We start from the raw sequence: 22818 nt of genomic DNA, 5'->3' as shown, positions 1-22818 counted from the left end.
CTCCGGTAGTGACTCTACGGCGACTGCGACAGCGCTCAGGTCCAGTTTTCTCTGCGAACCCACACGCGTAGCCAACTATGCACAGAGACGGGTCCCCCGGTCACCTCTTGTTGGGTCGTCTCTAGAAACTGGTCTGCGGGGCACAGCGAGGTGTGTCGAGAAATAGTATCATCGTTATATAATAATGTATAATTATCCAGTATAGTTGTCTGTCTATTGTTGTTCTCTGGCAGTGCTGAAACTACGTTGAGTGGTCAAAAAAGACTCGTTTCTTTCACAGAGTATAGCAATGTAGCTGGTTTGAGCGACCTCTGCCGAAATCTACAACCGATATATCAACTTAGTGTAATCGTTCTTGTGACTTTCTGTTTGTAATTTGTTTGTTACAATGCCCCCACATGATGTAGGGTTTCTATGGCAGCTGTGGCTCCAGCTCATGGGGACTGGAGCCACAAACTGTCAGGGGTGGAACATGGGAAACCAAGAAGACACAGAAGAAGAACTAGAAGCGGAGAACCGTAGCAAAACATACCTCAAGGTGAGTCGCCGTGACGTAATGAAGGCGGCTGGCGCAACCGGTGTGTTGACGGGTTATGTGGGGACGGCTACGTCACACCACGACGAAACCGACTCTTGTCACTGTCAAGATATTACTGCCAGCCAGTCGCAGTGTTTCGACACTGCTGCGAGCACGGACTGTAGCTACTGTAAGATAGACCCGATTCCGGAGGATGGGGAATCGTGTACTATCGACGGTACTGACATCACAATCACAGTCGTAGAGGATAGTCAGTGCATCGACGTTTCGGACCCGAGTGGTGAGGTCGGCAGTGTCGCACTGAAAGCAGGGGGTTTCTGTCCGTGTACGATACACGAAGACGTTTCGGACGGTGACAGGCTTTGTACGCTCACTGCGGACGGCGATCGTTGTCGGAATGCAATAAGCCACATTACGATCGAAGTCTGTCCGGCCGATGAACCTGTGCCGTTGGGTAGTACTCTGAACTGCACGACGGCAGCGATCGACGTGGACAACATCGAAGAGATGACCCTCGAGGTCAAGTTCTTCGACTCCGAGTGTCCGGATCTCGTCCGGACGTTCTCGGACGGCGGCCCGAACGATGACGATGGGGCAGACAACAACGCCATCAGCGCAAGCATCGACCTGACTGCCGCGGCGCGTTGTTACTGCACGCCGGACGTGATGAACGTCTACGAGGGTACGGATACCTCCGGGGACCTCATTACGACAGTCGATTCGGGTCTCGTTGCAGGCTTCTGTGAGCCGACACTCGAGGCCACGGCAGACTGTGATGAAGTGACGGCCACCGCCACGTTCCCGTCGGGGATGCCGGACCCAGAACAGGATAGCCTCCTCGATGGCTGTCCGATCACGGCAACGCTGCACACCGACTGTGACGAGATGGTCGAAAAGACGTTCACGAGCGCCGACAGAGTCGGCGATACGGACTCGTTCGAGATCACGTGGACCGTCGGGACCGACTACAGTTGCTACTGCACGCCCGAGCAGGTGACGTACAACAACGACGACGGTGGCGCGACGCTGTCGGACCAGAACGACAGCTTCTCGCTCACCTCGTGTCGCCCTGATGCAACGGTCGACGCGGACTGCACCGAAGTCGACGTCAGCGTGAGCAACGGTCTCGATGGCTGTCCCATCGACGCCACGTTGACCTTCACCGACTGCGACAGCAAGTCGACGACACTCGACGCGTCCAACGGCTTCAGCGACACGCTCACTGTGCCGTGTTACTGTGAACCCGACGAGGTCACGCTTGAGTGGACGCTGCTCGACGAGACCACCAAATCCATGACGGTGGATGCGACTGCGTCGGACACACCCTGTGCGCCGGACGTGACGGTCACGCCGGACTGTGAAGCGCTCTCGGTCAGCGGGTCGACCGTCCCCGGCTGTGACGTCGAGGTTGTGGTCGACTTCCACGACTGCGACCCGATATCGCAGACGTTCACCGGTGGCTCCGATGGCTCGGTCAGCGGGTCCATCGACCTCGAAGCCGCAGGTCGGTGCTACTGCACGCCGCGGTCGTACACCGTGTACGAACTCCGTGGCGGGAGCCGCGTGGGCTCCGGCACCACGACCGAATTCACGGGTGACTTCACCGACGCCGAACACTGTGAGCCCGACCTCGACGCGACCTTCACCTGCGACACGGTGACCGTCGAAGCGACGGCCGGACTCATCGCAGACTGCCCGGTCACTGCGACGCTGTACTTCGTGGATGACTGTGCGGACCCGAGAACTGTGACGCTCAGCACCAGCAACACGAGCGACGAGTTCGACATCACGGACCTCTGTGATTGCCCGCCGGACCGCGTGGAGTTCACTAGCGACGACAGTGGGCTGCTCCACACGGAGACTAACACCGAGGACCTCAACTGCGTCTGCATCGACTTCACTGAGGTCTGCCGCATCGACGAAGGTCAGATCGAGGCATTGTGCTCCGGTGACGATGTCACGGTCGACTGTGGCACCCACGGCACGATCACGTTCGAGGGTGCTGACGCAGAGTGCGACGACGGCGAACTGATCTGCTTCAACTTCACGTCGACCTTCGAGGTCTTCAAGGTCTTCGTGAAGGGCGGTGGCGGAGCAGACGCCGGGAACGAGTACATCTGGTCGTGCGGGACGACTGACTCCGACGACCCAGCGCCGGACGAGATCAACTTCGAGACTGACGACCAGACGTACGACGGCAAGCTCTGTGCTAACATCCATCCGAAGAATGGGAAGCAGACTGCCGTCAGCCACGTCGAGTTCTTCGTCTGTGCCGAGGACCTCGACTGAGCATCGACCACCGCTTTCGCGGTGAATTGGCGAACGAGGGGGTCGCCCGACGGCGACACCGCTCGTTTGCGTTTTATCGCGTGAATCAACTCACACACTTACTATGAAAATGGAATCACAACGGCTGTTCGGCTCGCTCCGGCAACCGGAGTACACCGGCGAGAACAGGTGCGTCCCATGCACGGTCGTGAACGTGCTCATCGCCGCGGTCGTGAGCGGAATCCTCGGAGTCGCCTCCGTCTCCCTCATGGTCGTCTCGTTCGCCCTCTTCCTCGGGATAATCTACGTTAGAGGCTATCTGGTACCGGGGACACCGACGCTCACGCGGCGGTACTTCCCGGACCGGGTGTTACGATGGTTCGACAAGGACCCAGCACCCGCGTACGCGATTCCCCTCGACGGGGAAGACGGCCTCGACCCAGAGACCGTCTTGCAGGGGGCCGGGGCCCTAGAGCCGTGTCCGGACGCCGACGACCTGTGCCTGTCCACCGAGTTCCGGGAGGCGTGGTATCGGGAGATTGACCGAACCGACGAGACGACCGCAGAGCAGACGGTCGCCGAGATGCTCGGTGTCCCGGCGTCCCGGCTTTCGATTCGCCGAGAAGCGCGGTCGTATGTCGCGTATGCCGACGGGGAGAAGGTCGGGACGTGGGTGTCCTACGAGGCGATGGTCGCCGACGTGGCGGCCCAGCACGTCCTGCGGGACCGAATCGCCGATTGGGGCGACGTGCCCGTCGAGGAACGAAGTGGCGTCCTGCGAGGGCTGCGCGTGTATCTCGACCAGTGTCCGCGTTGTGACGGGTCAGTAGCGCTGACGACCGAAACCCGGGAATCGTGCTGCCGGTCGAGGGAATATCTCGTCAGTGAGTGTGCGAACTGCGGTGCTCGCCTGTTCGAGATGAACGCCGCGAAGGTCGAGTAGGCGAACGCGGACCGCCCTCCTCCTCGGAACACGTCAGTGTTTCGAGTAAGAGTGGGGTGACGTGTTCCCCTTCAGGCGCTGACCGACTTCGTTTCCGTAGCGCTGTTTTCGGCGGTGTCAGTGACCGTGAGGCGCACGTCGTACGTCGTGTTCCCTCCGTGTTTGATCTTGAACTTGTCAGTTCCGGACGCACTTCCGCCGCTGACGTTCGTCTGTGCGGAGTCGACGACCGTTCCACTGGAGTCGATTACCTCGACGAGTACTGAGCTCAGGTCACCGTCGGCGTCTGAAACAGCCCAGTCAGCGGTGATTTCCGCGTGCGGGTTCGGCTCGCCAGCTTCCGTCACGGAATAGCTATCGACAACCGGTGCCGAACTGTCGGTGCTGCTGTCCGTAGTGAACGTCAGCGTGCTGCCGGTGTCTGAGTCGCCGTCACTGGCGTTCGCAACCGAACGGAATTCGTACTCCGTCCCACTGGAGAGTCCACTGATGCTTTCGTCGAACGTCCCGGTCGAAGAGAGCGTCTGTGTACTTGTCGTGTTTGAGAGGCTCCCGCCGCTCTCTCCCCACTCGAAATAGACGTCGGCCGACGAGGCACCGCCGAGGTCGGTGAGGTCGCCATTGAGGGTCACGCTCGTCTCACCGACACTGGTGGTGCTGTCCGTGGCGACGGCGACGCTCGTATCGGCGGTATTCGTGGTGAACGTCACTGAACTACCCGTGTCCGTATCGCCATCGCTCGCGCTGGCAACTGCACGGTACTCGTAGTCGGACCCACTCGACAGGCCGGTGACGTCTTGGCTGAACGTCCCAGTTGAAGAGAGCGTCTGCGCGCTCGTCGTGGACCACGTACTCGTCCCGCTTTCCCGGTACTCGAAGGAGACGTCGGCCGACGAGGCACCGCCGAGGTCGGTGAGGTCACCGTTGAGGGTCGCGCTCGTTTCACCGACACTGGAGGCGCTGTCGGTGGACACGGCGACACTCGTGTCACCACCCGAACCGGAGAGTGCAGCCTCAACGTCGAGAAGACCGTACCCTTGCTCGTTACTCGACAGTCCGATATCCTCAGCAGTTTTCTGCAGTTGGTCGCGGGCTTCTGTGTTCGAGTACCCGTTGGCCATGAGCTGACCGGCCGCACCGGCGACGTGGGGACAGGCCATGGACGTACCGGACATCGATTCGTACCCGCCGATGACCGTCGAGTAAATGTAGCCCCCTGGTGCGGCGAACTCCACTTCTTGGCCTGTCGAAGAAGAACTCGACAGAGTGTCATCCATGTTGATCGAACTGACCGCGACGACCGTCGAATACGCCGCTGGATACCTGACACAGTCAGAACACGGCCCGTCGTTCCCAGCCGCAGCGACCAGCAACACGCCCTTATCGTAGGCGTACTGGCAGGCGTCCTTGATCGTCTGCGAGCCTGAACTGGCACCGAGACTCAGGCTGCCGACATCGTAGCCCTGGTCGGCGACCCATTTCACGCCCTCCGCGACGCCTGAGAAGGACCCACTGCCGTAATTATCGAGCACCTTCACGGCATGTAACGTCGCCTCGGTGCTGACGCCCACGACGTCCTCGGAGTTGTTCACCGCGCCGGCGACGCCCGCACAGTGCGTCCCGTGGTCGTTGTCGTCGTCCCACGCGTAGTTACAGTTCGACCCCTCGCAGGAGACGACGGCGTATCCTGTCCCGAGGTTGGCTTGCAGGTCCGGGTGGTCGCTGTCGATACCGGTGTCGATGATAGCGATGTCCGCGCCGGAACCGGTTTCGCCGTTGGCGTGCGCAACGTCCGCATCGATGCGGTCGATACCCCACGGGAGCGACTGACCGAGTGCCAGCACCTCACCGTCAGGCTCGACGTATCGGACGCCCGCGTGGCTCTGTAGTGCGTCGAGCGCCTCCGGTGCGAACCGACCGACGATAGCCTGGCCGATGTCGCCGAAGTCCAGTTCGGTGGCGACATCTTTTGCGTGCCGTCGCACTGCACGTCTTCCGCGTTTGGACTTCGTCCCGACAATATGTTGTTCGGCTTTCTCTCCTCCGGACTTTTCCGCCATCGCTTCTTCCGAGAGGAAAGACCCAGCAACTCCCACGCTGAGGCCCTGGAGAATTCTCCTCCGGGTCGGTGTTTCATTTATCAGATTCATCTACCGTATGGGTCAACCACACAGATTAGGAGAACATAAATCCATCCAATTTTGTCCAATATTATATTAATAATACCAGAAATAGAATGAAATTCGTGAGTTTTTGAAAGTCTTTAACTTGTGACTGTACAATACAAATATAGATGTTGTGTGACCTGAGTCTGAATCAATAGCTAAAAATCGGCTGGTGGGAGTCGAAAAAGAATCTGAATGGTACTGAGACGCATACTACAAGAACCGCATAGTTATATGATAATTGGGAAATTAATCGGAGGAGTTTGGACTGGTGTTTCAGGTTCGGATGAAGAACGACCATTCGAGAACATCTCGCCACGCTGCTTGAACACGGTCTCGTCGAGTATCACGGCGAGGAGCGAGCAATCTATCGGCTTTCCTCTAGAGGACGGGGCTACCTCGCTGGTGAGGTCGACGGGGAGGTGTTCGCGGCAGAACTGTTCGAACGCGAGTTCTCCGAGATTCCCGATTCGCTTTACGTCGAGGTTCTTTCGGTCTTGGACCTTCGCTTGGTGGTTGGCGCGTTCGTAGTCGATTTCCGAGGGGGTATAGCGGTACATTATCTAGGATAGACTATAGTTAGGGAATTGAACTTTCCTCAGATGCTGTTGACCTATTTTAGACTCCGATTTGTCGAGGCACCTCTTGTCGATGACGCGCCGAATCTGACCGTTCGACCGGAACTTCACCCGGTCGGCGAGTCGCCGCCGCGGGCGAGGTGAATCACGTCGTTTTCGTTCGGCCCCACGTCGCGGTCGATATCGACGGTGACACCGACCACTGGCTGGTCCACTTCGAATTTGATTTCCTCTACTCCGTCGTCGTAGTCGTCCTCAACTTCCGTTTCTTCGAAGTCGTTGAACGACATCGGTTCAGATGCCATACAAGAAGAAAGTATAACCGCAATACTGTAGCCGTATAGAGTAGTCTAGTGAAAGTGAATAATTAGGACTTCTCAACAGCATAGGGGACTACGATAGAAAATCAGTATGTGTCCAAAAGCCCCGATTTTGATATTTTATATATCAAACCGAGAACCAATAATAAAGTAACAAAAAGAATGGCTTGAGTCGGTATCCAAGTCAAATTTGTAGCTAATACCATATCTGAGAGAGTTACAATCAATAATCCAATAGTCAAGTATCCAATTGCAGAGTTTACTTTATTTGACTTAATAGATTGCTCTCTTTCGAATTTAGCTTGAATTTCCAACGTCTCCCGATCACGAATTGCCTGTAATCCTTTGTCAGATACACGAACTATGTCCAAATAGTCGATTGGAGCAGACGAATTATATCGAAGATCGAGTTCTTCAACCCCAAGATGACCAGACCTCAAGAGATTTTGTGCATGTTCCGCTGCATCGATTCCTTCCAAATCTGGGTGCTCAGGTACATGCTCTTCCCATTCTAAGTCTGGGGAGTACTCAAAGCCGATGTTCTCTTCCCAAAATATTCTTAGAACGGTCAACCAATCTGGTTCATCAAGCAGCTTATCCATAGAATCCCATCGAAGCTATTGGACTTAACTTCCAGTCATAAAATTATCAAATTCAATGCCAGAGGTTTGGAACTACATTTAGCGTTTGAAATCAGATAACTCTGCTTAGATAGAATCGTGCAAACAAGAGGGATAGAAGCTATTGTTCTTCGAGATCGACCAGAGCACCCTTAAGCACAGTATTTGCAGATTTCCTAATTCTCCTTAGAGTGGGGGCTTCAACCTCGCCTTGCTCTAAAAGACCTTGGACGCCTTCTTCCTTGTCTGGATGTTTGATGCGATTCACAACCTCTCGCCAATTCGCGGCCTCTTGTTTAGTTAGATTTGTATGCTCCGAAATCACCTGGTCTTTTTTGTTATACTCTGGTGCAAGGATATTCTCACAGACATAGTACATATTTGCCATGACGGTCCAGATGTCAGAATCCAAGGCATCGTCGTACATATGGAGCGCCACGCGCAAATCAATCTCAGCATCTGAATTCATCCGCTTCGATCTGTATTTTCGTACCGACTGGAATACCGACAGAAGATCTGCACCGACTTCCACTTCACTTGGAATCTCGTTCATTCCGAGCAGAGCGGTTGCGAAGTTACCTATAGACAAGCCGCTGCGGTAACGTAGTGCGCCCTCAGTAAATTCATATGCACCACTAGTTGTCTGACCAGGGCTCTGAGAGAAGTAAACTGGGTCGTCAATACACAAGTTGAGGGCAATCAGTAGATCAAAGATATCTGCGTGTTCTCGTAGAGCAGGATCTAAGCTCTCAAGGAACTCGTCAGAGATAATCCACCAATGGCGTTCAGGGTGGTCTACGTCATGTTCAATTTTTATTTCTCTATCGCTAGTTACAGTATCTCTCCCATGATATGCCTGTTCGTTAACCCAGACTGGAACCGAACTCAGTTGTTTAAACGAAAAATCACTAAGTTCTGGTGCAGTAATTAGGTCAACATCTTCGGCCTTCTGGTCTAATCTAGACTGGTAGCCGGTACGAGTATCGCTGAGAGGCCTCAGGTACGATGGAATGTAAATCGCCATTGTCTACCTAATAATATCATCCAACATGACTTTAATCACCACCAGCGGGGTGTCGCATGCACTCACGGTCCTTGTCGAAGTAGTCCTCAACGTGCAGTACGTGGTCGGCGCTTTCCAGCCGGTCGAGGCCGTGTTCTTCGACAAGATGGCGAGCCATCCATAACGTATCGTAGACACCGACGTTGCACTCCGAACAGCGCCACATCTCTCCCTTCTTGAGGTCGTGTTGTAGTCTCGTCTCTTGCAGCACCCGCTGAACGGGCATCTTCAGCGGAGCCATATCAACGCCACCACCGCCGGGAAGGTTTTCTTCGCCGTCGCGGTCGATGATTGCTTCCAGCTGCCACTCCGACCGAAGCGAGGCACGAACGAACGACTCTGGTTTCCCATCGTCGTCGCCGTTCATCACCGCCTCAACGAAATTGGCGTACTTCGGGTCAATCATGTTCCGGCCGAGCATCGACGCCACCGAAGGCGTCTCGTCACAGTATTTCAACTCCTCCTCGACGCGCTTTCGTATCCGTGTCTTCGTTGGCGACTCGCTGGCTCTCGCGGGAGACGGTGCACTCGACCAGCGTTCAGCAAGTTCTTCGGAAGATAGTCGTCCAAAAACGGGGGCGCTGCAGGATTATGAACCTCGGTCGCTCACTACGTTCGCTCCCTGATTCAAATCCTGCGTACCCAGATTTAGCTCGTCACGAAGTTCCTCGCAAAATCATGGGCGCTGCAGGATTTGAACCCACGGCAACTTGGTCCGAAGCCAAGCACTCTGTCCAGACTGAGCTAAGCGCCCGACAATACTCCGTCTGTTGCCAACCATTTTAAATGGATTGATTCGAGGCGACGACTCCGCGCGATTTATACCAAACCACCGAACAGTACGGGTATGTCTCTGGGAGTGCGAACGCGCGGGTTTCTCCAACTCACCCGGCCGGGGAACGCCATCGCCGCGGGCGTGCTCACGTTCACGGGTGCAATCGTCGCCGGGGGGATACCCGACGATGGCCTCGTCGTCGTCGCGGCTATCCTCGCGACAATATTCGCGACGGGGGCGGGGAACGCGGTCAACGACTACTTCGACCGCGAAATCGACCGCATCAACCGCCCCGACAGACCCATCCCGAGCGGCGCAGTCTCCGCGGCCGAGGCGAAGTGGTTCAGTATCACCCTCTTCGGCGGGGCGGTCGTCTCGGCGCTCGTGTTACCTCTCGTCGCCATCGCCATCGCGGTGGTGAATCTCGTCGCCCTCCTCGCGTACACGGAGTTCTTCAAGGGCCTCCCGGGCGTCGGGAACGTCGTCGTCGCCGCTCTCACCGGGTCGACGTTCCTCTTCGGTGGGGCGGCAGTCGGCGAGCCACTCGGTGCGGCCGTGTTGAGCGTCCTCGCCGCGCTTGCGACGCTGACCCGCGAAATCGTCAAAGATGTCGAGGATATCGCGGGCGACAGGGAAGAAGGACTCCGAACACTGCCCATCGTCATCGGTGAGCGACGGTCGCTCGTCTTCGGCAGTGTCGTCCTCGTGGCAGCGGTCGTCGCAAGCGCCGTGCCCTATCTCGACGGCGAGTTCGGACTCGCGTACCTCGGGTTGGTCATCCCCGCCGACGCAGTAATGGTGGTTGCCTCAGTGCGCTCATTCGACGACCCCGGACTCGCACAACGGCGACTCAAACACGGGATGTTTTTGGCCGCGGCGGCGTTCATCGTGGGTCGTGTGGTGTCTCTCACCGGTGGTTCGGTATGAATGAAGACGAGTGTGCGTATAGGGATAGTGAATGCGGGTGGCATAATCAAAAAGAATATTACTGGCTCACGGTATGGTCGTACTATCCGATGACTCCCGGCGAGCGGAAGCGTCATTCGATTGTCCACCTCGGAGCGAACGCTGAACAGCCGAGGTGCTCGTATGTATGACCTCGGCCCCGACCTCGATGCCGAGGTCGAACCGGGAACGAATCTTCTCATCAGTGGGCCGCCGCTGACCGGCAAGCGAGCACTCGCACTCGACATTTTGGCAGCGGGGACCGAGAGAGGCGAAGGGTCGATCATCGTCACGACCAAAGACGGTGCCGACCGCATCCTCAACGACTATGCGAAGCGAATCGACTACGAGGGGAAACCCGTCTCGGTCGTCGACTGCGTTACGCGACAGCAAGGCGTCGGCGACGTGCGCGACGACGAGCGAATCAAGTACACGTCGTCGCCCGTGGACATGACCGGTATCGGTATCAAACTCTCCGAAGTACTCCAGGAGTACTACCAGCAGCGGGACCTCAAGCAGAACCGAATCATGCTCCACTCGCTTTCGACGCTCCTGATGTATGCGGACCTCCAGACCGTGTTCCGGTTCCTCCACGTCTTCACCGGTCGTATCCAGAGTGTCGGCGGCCTCGGCCTGTTCGCCATCGACGCCGACGCCCACGACGACCGCACGATGAACACCATCAAGCAACTGTTCGACGGTATCATCACCACCCACGAAGACGCCGAACCCGACGTTCGACTCGCCGGCGACTGAATGAGGAAACTGCGTCATCGACGCACTGCCGCCTGCTGTTTTTATCGACTCACACCGACACGTTACCTATGCCCATCACCAACAGCGACACGCTACAGGACCTCTTCGAACTCAAAACGATTGCAGTCGTCGGCTGTTCGGCTACGCCCGGCAAGGCCGCACACGAGATTCCGGCGTACATGCAACGCCACGGCTATCGAGTTATCCCGGTCAACCCGTTCCACGACGAAGTACTCGGCGAGAAGGCGTACGACTCGCTGGCTGATGTCGACGAAGACATCGACCTCGTCAACGTCTTCCGCCCGTCGTCGGAGGCGGGCGAAGTCGTCGATGCGGCCATCGAACGAGCCCAGACCCGAGATGACGTGAAAGCGGTGTGGCTCCAACTGGGAATTCGAGACAACGACGCGGCCGCACGCGCCGACGCGGCAGGGCTGGACTACGTACAGAACAAGTGTTACAAAGTCGAACACGCCCGAGTCGTCGGCTGAGAGCCACCAACGAGCGCCTTCTAGCTGCGTGTTCAGCCCTCCCAGGACTCGAAGTCGCCGTAGACGCCCTTCGAGAGGTAGCGCTCCGAGGAGTCGGGGAACACCGTCACGACAGAGTCGTACGGGAGGTCTATCTCGCCCGCGGCGGCGCGTTCGGCAACGTCGATAGCGGCGAGGCAGTTCGCGGCGGCGCTCGACGCGACGAGGTGACCCTCCTCGGCGGCGAGACGCTGCATCTCAGCGTGGGTGTCTCGGTCGTCGATTTGGACGATTTCGTCCACGAGGTCCGGTTCGAACAGTTCGTTGGTCGAGGGGTCGTGGGTCCCGATACCCTCGGTCTTGTATTCGGCTTCCTCGACATCGCGGCCCTCGTGTGTCGCGTACAGCGACCCCACCGGTTCGACGGCGGTGACGAACGTGTCTTCGTGGTGTTCGCGGCCGTAGCGGGCCATCCCCATGAGCGTCCCCGCCGTCCCGCATCCGGCGACGAGCGCACCGACTTCGTCGTCGAGCGCGTCGTAGACTTCTGGCGCGGTGGTCTCGTAGTGCGCGTCGGGGTTGAGCGGGTTCGAGAACTGCTGGGGAACCACGGCGTCGTCGAGTTCCTCGGCGAGTTGGTGGGCGCGGTCGATTGCGCCGCCCATGCCGTCTTCGGTCGGGGTGTTGACGACATCGGCACCGAGCGCACGCATCAGCGTCTGCTTTTCGACGCTGAATCGTTCGGGGACGACGAACACCGCGCGGATGCCGAGTTGGTTGGCGGCGACGGCGATGCCGATGCCGGTGTTACCCGCGGTGGGTTCGACGACGGTACCGCCCTCGGGGAGCGTGCCCTCGTCCAGCATCTCTTCGAGCATGTACTTCCCGATGCGGTCTTTGACACTCGCGCCGGGGTTGAACGATTCCAGCTTTGCGTAAACGGGTACCTCGTCGGGTGACGCGTGGACCCGGACGAGTGGCGTCTCAGCGATGGTGTCGAGCACCGAGTCGAGGGGTTCGCGGTGCGTGGTCATACTGGGGCAAATGTTGCCCCCGGTCCTGAACGTTATCATCCCGTCCTCGGAGCGGGTGGAAACGTGAAATCAGAAAAGAGAGTCGCCGTGCTACTCGGACTGGTCGGTGTCGGCCGTCTCGTCGCTGTCGTCAGCGGTTGTCTCGTCGCCGTCGTCAGCGGCCGTCTCATCATCTACTGCCGGGGACTCGGCTTGAGCAATGTGTGCGTCTGCAATGGCAGCGTCGAGGTCGATGCCCTGCTCTTTGGCAATGGCTTCGAGGATAGCTCGCTGCTCTGCGTTCTCGGCTTCGAGTCGGTCGACTCGGTCTTTGGTCTCGGTGACCGTCTCACGAACTTCGACGATTTGCTCGCGGAGTTCGTTGAGTTTCTTGTATACGTCTTCGGCCATCTCTGCGACCTTCTGGAGCTTCTTCGCGGTTCCTCCGAGTGCCATGTATCAGTTCTCGGACTCCGGACTTGTACGACTTCCGGTGCCGCGATGGGGGCGGTGAACTGACGCAGAAAAAACAGCGCCTACCCGAGTTCGTTCGGGTCGACCTGTTCGACGACCATGCGGAGACCGACGAGTGCGACCACGCCCACCACGACGAGACCGAAGACGGCGGCTTTCGCGCTTACACCGGCGGTCCCGATTGCGAGTCTCGCCGCGGTGTTCGCGGGGCTCAGCGGCAGCAGCGACGTGCCCGCGAAGACCAGCAGGACGCCGAGCGAGTAGAGCAGTTGCGCGAGTCGGCGGTCCGGCGCGGACAGCGCCACCGTCGCCCCGAGGGTGACGACGATGGCAGCGAGTCCGGCGACCATTCCGAACAGCCACGGGAGGTTGTCGACGCCGGTACCGTTCAGTTGGAGCAGCACCATCCACGCGATGCCCTGAATCGGGGCCAACCCTCCGGCAGCGAGGACTTTCCCGTCGACGACGGCCGAGAAACTCACGGGCGCGACGCGCAAGAGTTCGAGTGTCCCGCGTTCTATCTCCTCGGTCAAGGAGTCGACGACGAGCGACCCGGAGATGAACACCGGGAGGAACAACAGCAGCGGAACGAGTACCGTGTACGTGAAGTCGAAGTACGGACTGGAGTTGGCGGCGGGCGGAACCGTAAGCGGCGTTGTCGAGAGGTAGTTGCTCCGCTCGGCGCGCTCGGAGCGTTCGAGTTGCCGCAGGGCGTCCCGAACCCGAACGACCACGGCCGTCGTCTCGACGCCCGAATCGGGGGCGATTGCGAGGACGTGTATCCGCCCATCTTCGCCCGTCGATGCCTCTAACACCGCATCAGCCCGTCGTTCTTCGAAGGCTGCCATCGCCGCACCCGTCGAGGGATACGACCGACCAACGAGTCCATCTTCGGTGGCGATTGCCCGCAGCAAGTCCGTGACCGCCTCGTCGCCGCCGGTGACCGCGACATCGACCTGGTAGTTCGATGCGCCGGGGTCGTACAGCGAGACGAGACCGACGACGAGGAACGACGAAAACGCCGCGACGAACAGTTGGATAGCAAGCGCTAGCACGATGGTCTTCTCCTTGCGGAGGCTTCCGAGTTCGCGCCGTGCAATGTCGAATCGCGGGTTACCCAAGGGAACTCACCACCTGAAGGTTATAGACGACGTGAATGCCGATTGCACCGAGCAGTGCAAGCGCGTAGGGAATCCGTCCGCGCATCGCACCAAGTGCCGTCACCGCGGCCGTCACGGCGTGGAGGACGAGCGGCGCGAGGAACAACCCGACGCCGGTGAGGGGACTCACGCCGGTTACGTCACCGATGCCGATACCGGCGGGGACAAACGCGGTCTGTCCAAGCGTGAGCGACAGTAGCCCGACGATTTGGGCGATGGCCGTGAACTTCTCGCCGACGAAAAAGCCGAGACCCGAGAGCGCGCCGAGGACGAGCGAAACCCGAACCGTCCGTTCGAACCGCGCCTTCTCGAAGACCGCGAAGACGTGGAGACTCTTCGCCAACTCTTCGACCACCGCGACGGCGAGGAGAACCAGTGGGACGGTCACATCCACCGGAAGGACGAACAAAACGGCGACTGCCAGCAGTTCGGCGATGAAGACGAACGGAATCGACAGCGCCGAAAGCGTCGCAACCGACCGGGGCCGGGAGATGCGACTGTCGAGTGCGTCGAGGAACTTCAGCGGGACCGACCGCTGCGTGAACATGTCCTCCTCGCGGTAGACGCCGGTGCCGAGGAGGAACAACACCAGCGCGGCGAGCAGTATCGGCCCGACCGAAAACACGAAGGCACCGAATGAGACGGGTGACCCGGCCAAGTCGCGGACGACCAGCGTGAGCGGTGAGATGAGCGCGATGGGCGTCACGTTCGTGAAGATAGCGGGGACGAAGGTGTAGGTCGTCAGGAAGACCGAGACAGTCACCGTGACGAACGTGAGTTCCTTGAACGACCGGGCGAACATCGCGCCGACGAACGTCGCCGCGAGGAACAGAAGCCCGATTGGAATCACGGCCGCGACGGAGACCGGACCACCGCCGATTGCGAGCGCGATGACGACGGTGATGGCGGCCATTCCCGCGAGATACGGCGCGGTCTTTCCGGCGACGATGTCGCCCGGCGTCACGGGTGCGACGAGGAGGAGTTCCCCGCGGCGGTTCACGCGCTCGTTGAGGATACTGGACCCATAGGCCTGAATCACGAAGTTCATCGGAACGAGAAAGGCGAAAGCGAGGACCAGCGAGGCGAACGGGAACGGCGGACTGATACTCGCGGGCGACCCGCTGGTGTCGCCGCCGAGGAAGCCACCCGCGCCGCCGAGTGCCGGGGCCGCAATCGGTCCGTCGTCAGCGGAGGCGGCACCCCCGGCGGTCGAAGCATCCCCTGTTTGGTCACCTCCGGTGCGTGACGAGTCCCCGGTCGAACCGGTTTCACCGCTGTCTGTTCCGCCATTGGTCCCCGTGTTGCCTTCGACACGGCTTCCGTCGGGGACGAGCGCCCCTCGTTCGTGGTACTGGAGGTTCACGACGACGGGGAAGGCCGCGGTTTGATTCGACTCGTGGACCATCTGGCGCTCGTTGTACGACTGCACCGCGTCTCGGAACGCGGCATAGGCGGCCATTCCAGTCGGCGTGTCACTGACCGAGACGTGCGTCTCGCTGACGACGAGTTCGACGTTCGGGTCCGAGAGGGGTCGCGGGTCGAGGGTCGTCGACTGCTCGATGGCGTCGTAGTACGGACTGTCGGATGCGACACCGACCCGGTAGAGGTCTTCGTCGAGTGCGACACTACTCCCCGCGGCCCCGAGTGCGATGCCACCGGCGACGAGAACCGCGAGGAGACCAAGCACAATCGTCCGGCGGTCGAGCGTGCCTGCGGAGCGCGTGACTTCCCACCGAGCGATTCGGGCCACTGCGCGGGTGTGCGCGACAAGGCGCGATTTCAGGCCGGTAGCGTCGCTCACGACTGGCCGCGCCCTCCTTCAGCGGCGCTCGTCGTCGGTGCCTCGCGGGCGAGTCGAAGGAAGATGTCCTCCAGCGACGGTTCGTCGGTGCGGATGTCGGAAACGGACCCGCCTGCCGCTTCGGCCGCCTCGCGGACGGTCTCCACGTCGGCCATCTCGTCCACGACGGCGACGAACTGGTCGCCGTCCGGTTCGGTCGCGGGGTGGTCGTCGGTCTCGGGGAGTTCGACCGTCGTATAGACGCGGTAGGTCGTCTCGCCGTGTTCCTCGCGAATCTCGGGAATCGTCCCGCGGGCGATTATCTCACCGCGGTTCATGATGACCACGCGGTCGCAGACCGACTCGACGTGGAACAGGTTGTGGGCGCTGAAGACGACGGTTTTCCCCTCGTCGCGGAGTTCGCGCACGAATTCGAGGACGACGTTCGTCGTCAGCGGGTCCAGACCGCTCGCGGGTTCGTCGTAGATGAGCAAGTCGGGGTCGTTGACGAGCGACCGGGCGATGGCCACCTTGCGTTTCATCCCCTTCGACATGTCGCCGAGGCGGCGGTCGCGGTATTCGAGGTCCAGTCTGTCGAGGACGGCCTCGGTTCGCCGGGTCCCTTCCTCCCGAGGGACGTCGTACAGGTCGGCGAAAAAGCGGAGGTACGACCGCGGCGTCATATCTTCGTACAGGGGCGACTCTTCGGGGAGGAATCCGAGTCGGCGGCGCATCTCGGGAACCTCAGGGTCGAATCCGAGGACCGAGGCGGTACCGCCGGTGGGTTCGACGAGTCCGGCGAGCATCTTCAGCGTCGTCGTCTTACCCGCGCCGTTGGGGCCGACGATGCCGAACACTTCGCCCGACTCGACCGAGAAGTCGCTGCCCACGACGGCGGGGAAGTCGCCGTAGGTCTTCCGCAGGTTCTCGACCGTTATCATTGGCAGACCTTCACGCGTGACGGGATAAAAGGGTTCGCGCGGGATTTCAGAACTGATAGGCTTCCTCTCCGCTGGACAACAGCTTCGCCCCGCCGTGGCGGAGATATGAAAATTCACAGTCGCTGACTGACTGCGCGCGAGGACAACTAACCGTACACGGGACCGACGGTTGACCCGCGAGAGCAACCGACCAGAAGATACTCACCGGGTTGTTGTCAGAGCAACATATGGTCAGAATCGATAGACGAACGTTTCTTGGAGTCGCTGGCGCGTCCGTTCTGGGGGCGGGTTCGGGATGTCTCGACCGCGCCGCGGTGGTTCCACTGCGAGAGACTACTCTCGACGGGGTGGGGGTGGTTCCGCTAAACGTCCCGGAAGACGCCAACACCGTGACGACCCAGGTCGTGGGCCACCGCGGCCCCGACGACGCGTTTTCGGGCGAGGCAATCGGTGTTATCGTCGCCAACGGGACGACAGCTACCGCGGAGGTGACCATCTCTATCGAGCGACGCGACCTGTTTTCGTGGACCTCGTTGTACGAGGGACATCTCGGACTCGCGGCGAACACCAGAGTCGATTTCGTCCTTCGGGACCCCGCGACCTACCGGATTCGGGTCTCGACGCCCGATGCCAGCGGCGAGACGAAGCTATCGAAGTCCGAGTTCGACTGCAACGAAAAAGCGTTCAGCCTCGTCGTGACCGACGAGGGAGTGGACCAGTCGTCTCTCTCGACGACGATGGGATGTGGACCCTAGCGGCCTTCGACCGCGTTCCCTTCAGTCGTACTCGTAGAAGCCCTTGCCCGTCTTCTTGCCGAGGTCGCCAGCGTCGACCTTGCGCTTGAGCAGGTACGCGGGCTTGTAGCGGTCGCCGAGTTCCTCGAAGAGCGTCTCGGAGGCGTCCAGACAGATATCGAGACCGATGTGGTCGGCGAGCGTGAGCGGCCCCATCGGGACGTTCGTGCCGAGCGTCATGCCACGGTCGATGTCCTCCTTCGAGGCGACGCCCTCGTCGTAGGCGCGGATGCCCTCGTTAATCCACGGCATGAGGATGCGGTTGGTGACGAACCCGGGCTTGTCGTCGGATTCCCACGTCTCCTTGCCGAGTTCCTCGGAGAAGTCGTGAGCGAACTCGACGACTGCGGGGTCGGTCTTCTCGCCGCGGACGACTTCGACGCCCGTCATGATGGGAACGGGGTTCATGAAGTGAAGGCCGACGACCTGCTCGGGGCGGTCGGTCGCGGCCGCGATGGTCGTAATCGAGAGCGTGCTGGTGTTCGTCGCGAGAATCACGTCCTCGGGCATCAGGTCGTCGAGGTCCGAGAAGATGTCGCGCTTAATGTCCATGTTCTCGACGGCGGCCTCGATGACGAGGTCACAGTCGGCGAGGTCGTCGAAGTCCGTCGTGCCCGTGATACGGTCCTTCGTCGCCTCGGCCTCGTCCTCGCTCAGCTGCTCTTTCGAGACGAACCGCGAGAGACTGTCGTCGATAGCCGAGAGACCGCGGTCGACGAACTCCGATTGGATGTCTCGCATGACCACGTCGTACCCGGTCATCGCCACGACCTGTGCGATGCCGTTGCCCATTGTTCCAGCGCCGATAACACCAACCGTGTCGATATCGTTCATGCCGCGCATGCGCAGGACTGCGCGAGGACGCAAGGTAAAACTTGCCGACTGAGTCAGAATCGTGACAATCGTTTGCTTGCTCATACCAGATTGTGACAATAATGTGACTTTCACGGAAACGCTCAAGTTCGGGGCCGGAATGGTGAAACGCAACGGTGACTGGCGCGAACAATATGGGTAGGGACCACGAAGACGCCGCACCGGACGGGGATTCGTCCGGGAGCGAGCGTGACCGCGGGGCGCAAACCGGGGGTCGAAATTCGACATCCCGTGCGGCCGAGACACGGGGAGCGGATACCAGCGGCGAGCGCGACGCGAGTACCGACGAGGCAATCGAGAAACTTCTCAGACCGCGGCGCGCGGCCGACGGCGACGACAGACCAGAGACGCTCGAAGACCTGAAATTCGTCGGCCCGGCGACCGCGAGCGCCCTCGGCGACTCGGAAATCGGTGTCGAGTCCATCCTCGACGGGGCGGTCTGTTACCGCGACCTTGTTGATGCGGGGGTCAACCCGGGCGTCGCGGCCAAGATTCGCCGGTGGCACTCGCTTTCGTGGTCGTTCAGTTCGGGCGACGACCTCGACCGACGGTCCGCGCAGGTTCGCGGCCTCGGCGACGAAGAACGCGAATGGGTCGCGGCGAGTTCCGGCGACTGGGGGGTCGACGGTGACGACGCCGAGACGACCGACAGTGACGATTCTCAAACGACAGCGGGTGACTGGAACCCGACCGGCGCGGCGCAGGCGACGAACAGTCCGACCCGAGACGAGGACTGGACGCCCTCAGGGTCAGCCGAACAGTCCTCCGGCCCGGAACGAACCGGCGATTGGACGCCGACGAAAACCGGCGACGACGAGACCAGAGAGTCGCCCAGTTCGGGTCAGCAGGGAGACTGGACGCCGCGCGGCACCACGGAGGCAGCTAGTGGCGCATCCACCGACGGGTCCGGTGACGCGCTCGCGGCCGAAGCAGCGTGGCGCGAACGCTCCAAACCGACACCGCTTACCACACTCGACGATATCGACGACGACGACGCGGCGATGCTCGCCGAAGCGGGGGTCCGGTCCGTCCGCAGACTCGCCACTGCCGACCCCGAACACGTCGCTGACGCGCTCCAAATCGACCCCGAAACCGTCAGCGCGTGGAAGGCACAGGCCCGGGAGTCGATGGAGTAGTCACCACTCCGAAAATTTACTATCTGAGTAGTAAGTTCTATTCATAAAATTTCATTTCGTAATATTTGACTACAGCGTCCCTACCGTTTGAATTCTCCATAATCTATATTCTCCTCACAGCCAGTGATTTTATATACGAAGTTACCCGATTCTGACTTAGATGATGCTCGGTGTCGACACGTCCGTCAGCCCCGTCGAGGCGGGTCCTGTGTCTTCGACAGTCTGTGCTGGTTCCCGTTCGGTTCGAACCCTCCGGTGTACCGCTCGCAGTCCCTCGGAGGTGCGGTGCTAATGGCGACGCGAGATGTGAATACCGCAGATTCCACGCGCGATATCCGCACTATCGACCAGGTGGTCGACGTCATCGCCACGACGGCACCCGAGATTCGCACGGGCCTTCCCGGCCGTCGCGTCGCCTCGGAAGAAGAGAACCCGAGCGGCGAGACGCAGATGGCCGCGGACGTGTTCGCAGACGACCTGCTCTGTGAGCGAATCGGCGGTCTGGAAGGCGTCAGTGAGTACGCGAGCGAAGAGCGTCCCGAATCTATCGACGTTGGCAGCGGTGACCTCTCGGTCGCGGTCGACCCGCTCGACGGGTCGTCGAACCTCAAGCCGAACAACACGATGGGGACTATCTTCGCCGTCTTCGACGCCCCGCTTCCGGCCCACGGCCGCGACCTCGTTGCCGCCGGGTACGTCCTCTACGGTCCCGTGATGACGATGATTGTCGCCCGCAAGGGTACAGTCGACGAGTACGTCATCTACGACGATTCGAGCTACGAACTCGTCCGCGAGGACATCACACTCCCCGACGAGGGGGCCGTCTACGGATTCGGCGGTCGCGTCCCCAACTGGACCGAGGACTTCGAGACGTTCGCGCGTGAGGTCGAACAGGACGCGTCGCGCAAACTCCGCTACGGCGGGTCGATGATTGGCGACGTGAACCAGATTCTCACCTACGGCGGTATCTTCAGCTATCCCGCCCTCCAGTCGGCACCCGAAGGGAAACTCCGCGTCCAGTTCGAGGGCTATCCCATCGGCTACATCCTCGAAACCGCCGGTGGCGCGTCCTCCGACGGGACGCAGTCGCTTCTCGACGTTGACAAGGACGAACTCCACGCGCGCACGCCGGTCCACATCGGCAACGACGACCTTATCTCCGACCTCGAAGCGTCGCTGGAGTAACGCCCCCGGTCAGTTCCGGACAGACGTTCGATTTTTGCCGCCTAAATCGACCACGTAGTAATCACCATCGCGGTGGGATTTCCCCGTGGCAAAACATACATGGAAAACCATTTTGAATACGGTGTGTCATCCGAAGGTATGAAGGTTAGAATCGGTGACGGCGCAACCGGCGAAGAGGCAGAAGCCATCGCGGGTGCGCTGGCGCGACACCTCGGCACGGACGTAAATGTCTACGTCGGCGACGAGGACGACGCCGCTGCGAACGCCGAACCGCCCGCGGACGCCTTCCCGCTCGACGACGACCTCGGACCGACCGAGCGCGAAGCGCTTCTCAGAGAGGAGATTGCCGACATTCTCGGCGGCGGCCCCCAGAAGTACAAAGACCGCCTTCCCGAGAAGGGTAAACTGTTCGTCCGCGACCGCCTCGACCTGTGGTTCCCCGAGGGCCTGAAGTTCGAAGACGGCAAGTTCGCCAACTTCGATTCGTGGCACGAGAACTCGCCGGAGGTAGAAGAAGAAGACCCGAACACGCGCCTGCCGGGTGACGGCCTGCTCACCGGCGCGGCCGAGTTCGAAGGACGCGACCTCCACTTCATGGCCAACGACTTTACCGTCAAGGCGGGGTCGATGGCACGCCGGGGCGTCGAGAAGTTCCTCCGCATGCAGCAGCGCGCCCTCAAGACCGGCAAGCCGGTGTTGTACCTGATGGACTCGTCGGGTGGACGTATCGACCAGCAGACCGGCTTCTTCGCCAACCGCGAGGGCATCGGGAAGTACTACTACAACCACTCGATGCTCTCTGGGTACGTCCCGCAAATCTGTGTCCTCTACGGGCCATGTATCGCTGGCGCGGCGTACACGCCCGTCTTCGCCGACTTCACCATCATGGTCGAAGGGATGTCGGCGATGGCGATTGCCTCCCCGCGGATGGTCAAGATGGTCACCGGCGAGGAGATTTCGATGCAGGACCTCGGCGGCGCACACATGCACGCCCAGGAGTCCGGCAGCGCCGACCTCGTCGCCCGCAACGAGGAGCATGCGCGCGAACTCGTGTCCCAACTCATCACGTACCTGCCCGACAAAGCGGGCGAGAAACCGCCGCGGTCGGAGCCGAAGCCCCCGCGGTTCTCACCCGATGGCATCGACGAACTCATCCCCGAGGCACCGAACCGCGCCTACAACGCCCACGACCTGATTTCCCGCATCGTGGACGCCGAATCCGTTTTCGAACTGAAACCCGACTACGGCAAGGAAATCGTCACGGCGTTCGCCCGCATCGACGGTCGGCCAGTGGGCATCGTCGCCAACCAGCCAACGGAGCGTTCGGGCGCAATCTTCCCCGACGCCGCCGAGAAGGCCGCCGAGTTCATCTGGACGTGCGACGCCTACGAGATTCCGCTCTTGTACCTCTGTGACACGCCGGGCTTCATGGCCGGGTCACAGGTCGAAAAAGACGCCATCCTCGAAAAGGGCAAGAAGTTCATCTACGCCACGTCGTCGGCGACGGTGCCCAAGCAGACGGTCATCGTGCGCAAGGCCTACGGCGCGGGTATCTACGCGATGGGCGGTCCCGCCTACGACCCCGACAGCGTCATCGCCCTCCCGTCGGGCGAAATCGGTATTATGGGTCCCGAGGCCGCAATCAACGCCGTCTACGCGAACAAACTCGACGCCATCGACGACCCCGAAGAGCGACAGCAGATGGAAGACGAACTCCGCGAGGAGTACCGCGAAGACATCAACATCCACCGGATGGCGAGCGAAGTCGTCATCGACGAAATCGTCCCGCCGTCGACGCTGCGCGACGAACTCGTCAACCGATTCGAGTTCTACGCCGACGTGGACAAGTCGCTGCCGGACAAGAAACACGGCACTGTTCTCTAAGACGGGGCTTCGACCTGCTCCCGAGGGGAGCCACGTTTCTGCCACAGACGGTGAATTGCCGGTCGAAAATCGGTTAATACTCTGTTTTTCTGAGTGGTAATTTCCTAATAAGTGATGTATGAAGTGGCTACTGAGGA

At 60.2% G+C, this 22818-nt stretch carries 21 protein-coding genes and 1 tRNA gene; 9 read left to right on the top strand and 13 right to left on the bottom strand.

Features of this window, described 5'->3' with window-relative positions; genetic code table 11:
• Positions 1 to 1045: 1045 nt before the first annotated feature.
• Together ACH9L7_RS05460 and ACH9L7_RS05455 are read left to right on the top strand one after the other, a co-directional pair.
• Entirely contained in the window at positions 1046 to 2827 is a 1782-nt protein-coding gene (locus ACH9L7_RS05460) for a hypothetical protein (protein WP_396612721.1), read from the top strand.
• A gap of 103 nt (positions 2828 to 2930) precedes the next feature.
• Positions 2931 to 3749: a hypothetical protein gene (locus ACH9L7_RS05455; protein ID WP_396612720.1), complete on the top strand. Its 819-nt coding sequence runs from the start codon at positions 2931 to 2933 to the stop codon at positions 3747 to 3749.
• Between the two features lie 71 nt (positions 3750 to 3820).
• Here ACH9L7_RS05455 and ACH9L7_RS05450 read toward each other — a convergent pair whose 3' ends face one another.
• The 7 genes from ACH9L7_RS05450 to ACH9L7_RS05420 form a co-directional block, all read right to left on the bottom strand.
• Positions 3821 to 5734: a S8 family serine peptidase gene (locus ACH9L7_RS05450; RefSeq protein WP_396612719.1), complete on the bottom strand. Its 1914-nt coding sequence runs from the start codon at positions 5732 to 5734 to the stop codon at positions 3821 to 3823.
• Positions 5735 to 6144: 410 nt separating this feature from the next.
• Positions 6145 to 6474: a hypothetical protein gene (locus ACH9L7_RS05445; protein ID WP_396613325.1), complete on the bottom strand. Its 330-nt coding sequence runs from the start codon at positions 6472 to 6474 to the stop codon at positions 6145 to 6147.
• 125 nt (positions 6475 to 6599) lie between these two features.
• Positions 6600 to 6797 (bottom strand): hypothetical protein, encoded by a 198-nt coding sequence (locus ACH9L7_RS05440; protein ID WP_396612718.1) that lies wholly within the window; start codon positions 6795 to 6797, stop codon positions 6600 to 6602.
• Positions 6798 to 6898: 101 nt separating this feature from the next.
• A complete protein-coding gene (locus ACH9L7_RS05435; RefSeq protein ID WP_396612717.1) occupies positions 6899 to 7414 on the bottom strand; it encodes a hypothetical protein in 516 nt (171 codons plus the stop codon).
• Positions 7415 to 7553: 139 nt separating this feature from the next.
• Positions 7554 to 8456 (bottom strand): hypothetical protein, encoded by a 903-nt coding sequence (locus ACH9L7_RS05430; RefSeq protein WP_396612716.1) that lies wholly within the window; start codon positions 8454 to 8456, stop codon positions 7554 to 7556.
• Positions 8457 to 8487: 31 nt separating this feature from the next.
• Entirely contained in the window at positions 8488 to 8952 is a 465-nt protein-coding gene (locus tag ACH9L7_RS05425; RefSeq protein WP_396612715.1) for a hypothetical protein, read from the bottom strand.
• A gap of 222 nt (positions 8953 to 9174) precedes the next feature.
• A tRNA-Arg gene (locus tag ACH9L7_RS05420) sits at positions 9175 to 9249 on the bottom strand.
• Positions 9250 to 9342: 93 nt separating this feature from the next.
• Here ACH9L7_RS05420 and ACH9L7_RS05415 point away from each other — a divergent pair.
• The 3 genes from ACH9L7_RS05415 to ACH9L7_RS05405 all read left to right on the top strand — a co-directional run bounded on the left by ACH9L7_RS05415 (position 9343) and on the right by ACH9L7_RS05405 (position 11462).
• Positions 9343 to 10197, top strand: a complete 855-nt coding sequence (locus tag ACH9L7_RS05415; protein ID WP_396612714.1) for a geranylgeranylglycerol-phosphate geranylgeranyltransferase — start codon at positions 9343 to 9345, stop codon at positions 10195 to 10197.
• Positions 10198 to 10359: 162 nt separating this feature from the next.
• Positions 10360 to 10971 carry an RAD55 family ATPase gene (locus tag ACH9L7_RS05410; RefSeq protein ID WP_396612713.1) on the top strand — a complete coding sequence of 204 codons (612 nt, stop codon included), beginning with the start codon at positions 10360 to 10362 and terminating at the stop codon, positions 10969 to 10971.
• 68 nt (positions 10972 to 11039) lie between these two features.
• A complete protein-coding gene (locus ACH9L7_RS05405) occupies positions 11040 to 11462 on the top strand; it encodes a CoA-binding protein (protein WP_396612712.1) in 423 nt (140 codons plus the stop codon).
• A 32-nt stretch (positions 11463 to 11494) separates the two neighbouring features.
• Here the strand turns inward: ACH9L7_RS05405 and ACH9L7_RS05400 are convergent, their stop codons facing one another.
• From ACH9L7_RS05400 to ACH9L7_RS05380, 5 genes are all read right to left on the bottom strand, one after another.
• Positions 11495 to 12475, bottom strand: a complete 981-nt coding sequence (locus ACH9L7_RS05400; RefSeq protein WP_396612711.1) for a PLP-dependent cysteine synthase family protein — start codon at positions 12473 to 12475, stop codon at positions 11495 to 11497.
• 90 nt (positions 12476 to 12565) lie between these two features.
• Positions 12566 to 12910, bottom strand: coding sequence for a DUF5798 family protein (locus tag ACH9L7_RS05395; protein ID WP_396612710.1), 345 nt, complete (start codon positions 12908 to 12910; stop codon positions 12566 to 12568).
• A gap of 80 nt (positions 12911 to 12990) precedes the next feature.
• Entirely contained in the window at positions 12991 to 14049 is a 1059-nt protein-coding gene (locus tag ACH9L7_RS05390; protein WP_396612709.1) for an ABC transporter permease, read from the bottom strand.
• Positions 14042 to 15889 carry a PrsW family intramembrane metalloprotease gene (locus ACH9L7_RS05385; RefSeq protein ID WP_396612708.1) on the bottom strand — a complete coding sequence of 616 codons (1848 nt, stop codon included), beginning with the start codon at positions 15887 to 15889 and terminating at the stop codon, positions 14042 to 14044. Before ACH9L7_RS05385 ends, ACH9L7_RS05390 begins: the two co-directional genes overlap by 8 nt.
• Positions 15886 to 16809, bottom strand: a complete 924-nt coding sequence (locus ACH9L7_RS05380; RefSeq protein ID WP_396612707.1) for an ATP-binding cassette domain-containing protein — start codon at positions 16807 to 16809, stop codon at positions 15886 to 15888. The genes ACH9L7_RS05385 and ACH9L7_RS05380 overlap by 4 nt, the downstream gene beginning before the upstream one ends.
• 227 nt (positions 16810 to 17036) lie before the next feature.
• Between ACH9L7_RS05380 and ACH9L7_RS05375 the strand changes: the two genes are divergently transcribed.
• On the top strand, positions 17037 to 17564 hold the full coding sequence (locus ACH9L7_RS05375; RefSeq protein ID WP_396612706.1) for a hypothetical protein: 528 nt from the start codon (positions 17037 to 17039) through the stop codon (positions 17562 to 17564).
• Positions 17565 to 17585: 21 nt separating this feature from the next.
• Here ACH9L7_RS05375 and ACH9L7_RS05370 read toward each other — a convergent pair whose 3' ends face one another.
• Positions 17586 to 18446: a 3-hydroxyacyl-CoA dehydrogenase family protein gene (locus tag ACH9L7_RS05370; RefSeq protein WP_396612705.1), complete on the bottom strand. Its 861-nt coding sequence runs from the start codon at positions 18444 to 18446 to the stop codon at positions 17586 to 17588.
• A 164-nt stretch (positions 18447 to 18610) separates the two neighbouring features.
• On the opposite strand from ACH9L7_RS05370, the gene ACH9L7_RS05365 reads away from it, so the two are divergent.
• From ACH9L7_RS05365 to ACH9L7_RS05355, 3 genes are all read left to right on the top strand, one after another.
• Positions 18611 to 19612: a helix-hairpin-helix domain-containing protein gene (locus ACH9L7_RS05365; RefSeq protein WP_396612704.1), complete on the top strand. Its 1002-nt coding sequence runs from the start codon at positions 18611 to 18613 to the stop codon at positions 19610 to 19612.
• A gap of 291 nt (positions 19613 to 19903) precedes the next feature.
• Positions 19904 to 20797: a class 1 fructose-bisphosphatase gene (locus tag ACH9L7_RS05360; protein ID WP_396612703.1), complete on the top strand. Its 894-nt coding sequence runs from the start codon at positions 19904 to 19906 to the stop codon at positions 20795 to 20797.
• Positions 20798 to 20935: 138 nt separating this feature from the next.
• Complete coding sequence (locus tag ACH9L7_RS05355) at positions 20936 to 22681, top strand: acyl-CoA carboxylase subunit beta (RefSeq protein WP_396612702.1); 1746 nt, start codon at positions 20936 to 20938, stop codon at positions 22679 to 22681.
• The last annotated feature ends 137 nt before the right edge of the window (positions 22682 to 22818 follow it).

The sequence above is a fragment of the Haloferax sp. S1W genome (assembly GCF_044593955.1).
Taxonomy (GTDB): Archaea; Halobacteriota; Halobacteria; order Halobacteriales; family Haloferacaceae; genus Haloferax.
The sequence above is the reverse complement of the archived record's forward strand: the minus strand, read 5'-3'. Positions and strand labels throughout refer to the sequence as shown.

Excerpts from the sequence above, each read along its gene's own strand:
- ACH9L7_RS05460 (WP_396612721.1), top strand. The coding sequence starts at position 1,046 with ATGACCCTCGAGGTCAAGTTCTTCGACTCCGAGTGTCCGGATCTCGTC.
- ACH9L7_RS05455 (WP_396612720.1), top strand. The coding sequence starts at position 2,931 with ATGAAAATGGAATCACAACGGCTGTTCGGCTCGCTCCGGCAACCGGAG.
- ACH9L7_RS05445 (WP_396613325.1), bottom strand. The coding sequence starts at position 6,474 with ATGTACCGCTATACCCCCTCGGAAATCGACTACGAACGCGCCAACCAC.
- ACH9L7_RS05440 (WP_396612718.1), bottom strand. The coding sequence starts at position 6,797 with ATGGCATCTGAACCGATGTCGTTCAACGACTTCGAAGAAACGGAAGTT.
- ACH9L7_RS05435 (WP_396612717.1), bottom strand. The coding sequence starts at position 7,414 with ATGGATAAGCTGCTTGATGAACCAGATTGGTTGACCGTTCTAAGAATA.
- ACH9L7_RS05430 (WP_396612716.1), bottom strand. The coding sequence starts at position 8,456 with ATGGCGATTTACATTCCATCGTACCTGAGGCCTCTCAGCGATACTCGT.
- ACH9L7_RS05415 (WP_396612714.1), top strand. The coding sequence starts at position 9,343 with ATGTCTCTGGGAGTGCGAACGCGCGGGTTTCTCCAACTCACCCGGCCG.
- ACH9L7_RS05410 (WP_396612713.1), top strand. The coding sequence starts at position 10,360 with ATGTATGACCTCGGCCCCGACCTCGATGCCGAGGTCGAACCGGGAACG.
- ACH9L7_RS05405 (WP_396612712.1), top strand. The coding sequence starts at position 11,040 with ATGCCCATCACCAACAGCGACACGCTACAGGACCTCTTCGAACTCAAA.
- ACH9L7_RS05400 (WP_396612711.1), bottom strand. The coding sequence starts at position 12,475 with ATGACCACGCACCGCGAACCCCTCGACTCGGTGCTCGACACCATCGCT.
- ACH9L7_RS05395 (WP_396612710.1), bottom strand. The coding sequence starts at position 12,910 with ATGGCACTCGGAGGAACCGCGAAGAAGCTCCAGAAGGTCGCAGAGATG.
- ACH9L7_RS05380 (WP_396612707.1), bottom strand. The coding sequence starts at position 16,809 with ATGATAACGGTCGAGAACCTGCGGAAGACCTACGGCGACTTCCCCGCC.
- ACH9L7_RS05375 (WP_396612706.1), top strand. The coding sequence starts at position 17,037 with ATGGTCAGAATCGATAGACGAACGTTTCTTGGAGTCGCTGGCGCGTCC.
- ACH9L7_RS05370 (WP_396612705.1), bottom strand. The coding sequence starts at position 18,446 with ATGCGCGGCATGAACGATATCGACACGGTTGGTGTTATCGGCGCTGGA.
- ACH9L7_RS05365 (WP_396612704.1), top strand. The coding sequence starts at position 18,611 with ATGGGTAGGGACCACGAAGACGCCGCACCGGACGGGGATTCGTCCGGG.
- ACH9L7_RS05360 (WP_396612703.1), top strand. The coding sequence starts at position 19,904 with ATGGCGACGCGAGATGTGAATACCGCAGATTCCACGCGCGATATCCGC.
- ACH9L7_RS05355 (WP_396612702.1), top strand. The coding sequence starts at position 20,936 with ATGAAGGTTAGAATCGGTGACGGCGCAACCGGCGAAGAGGCAGAAGCC.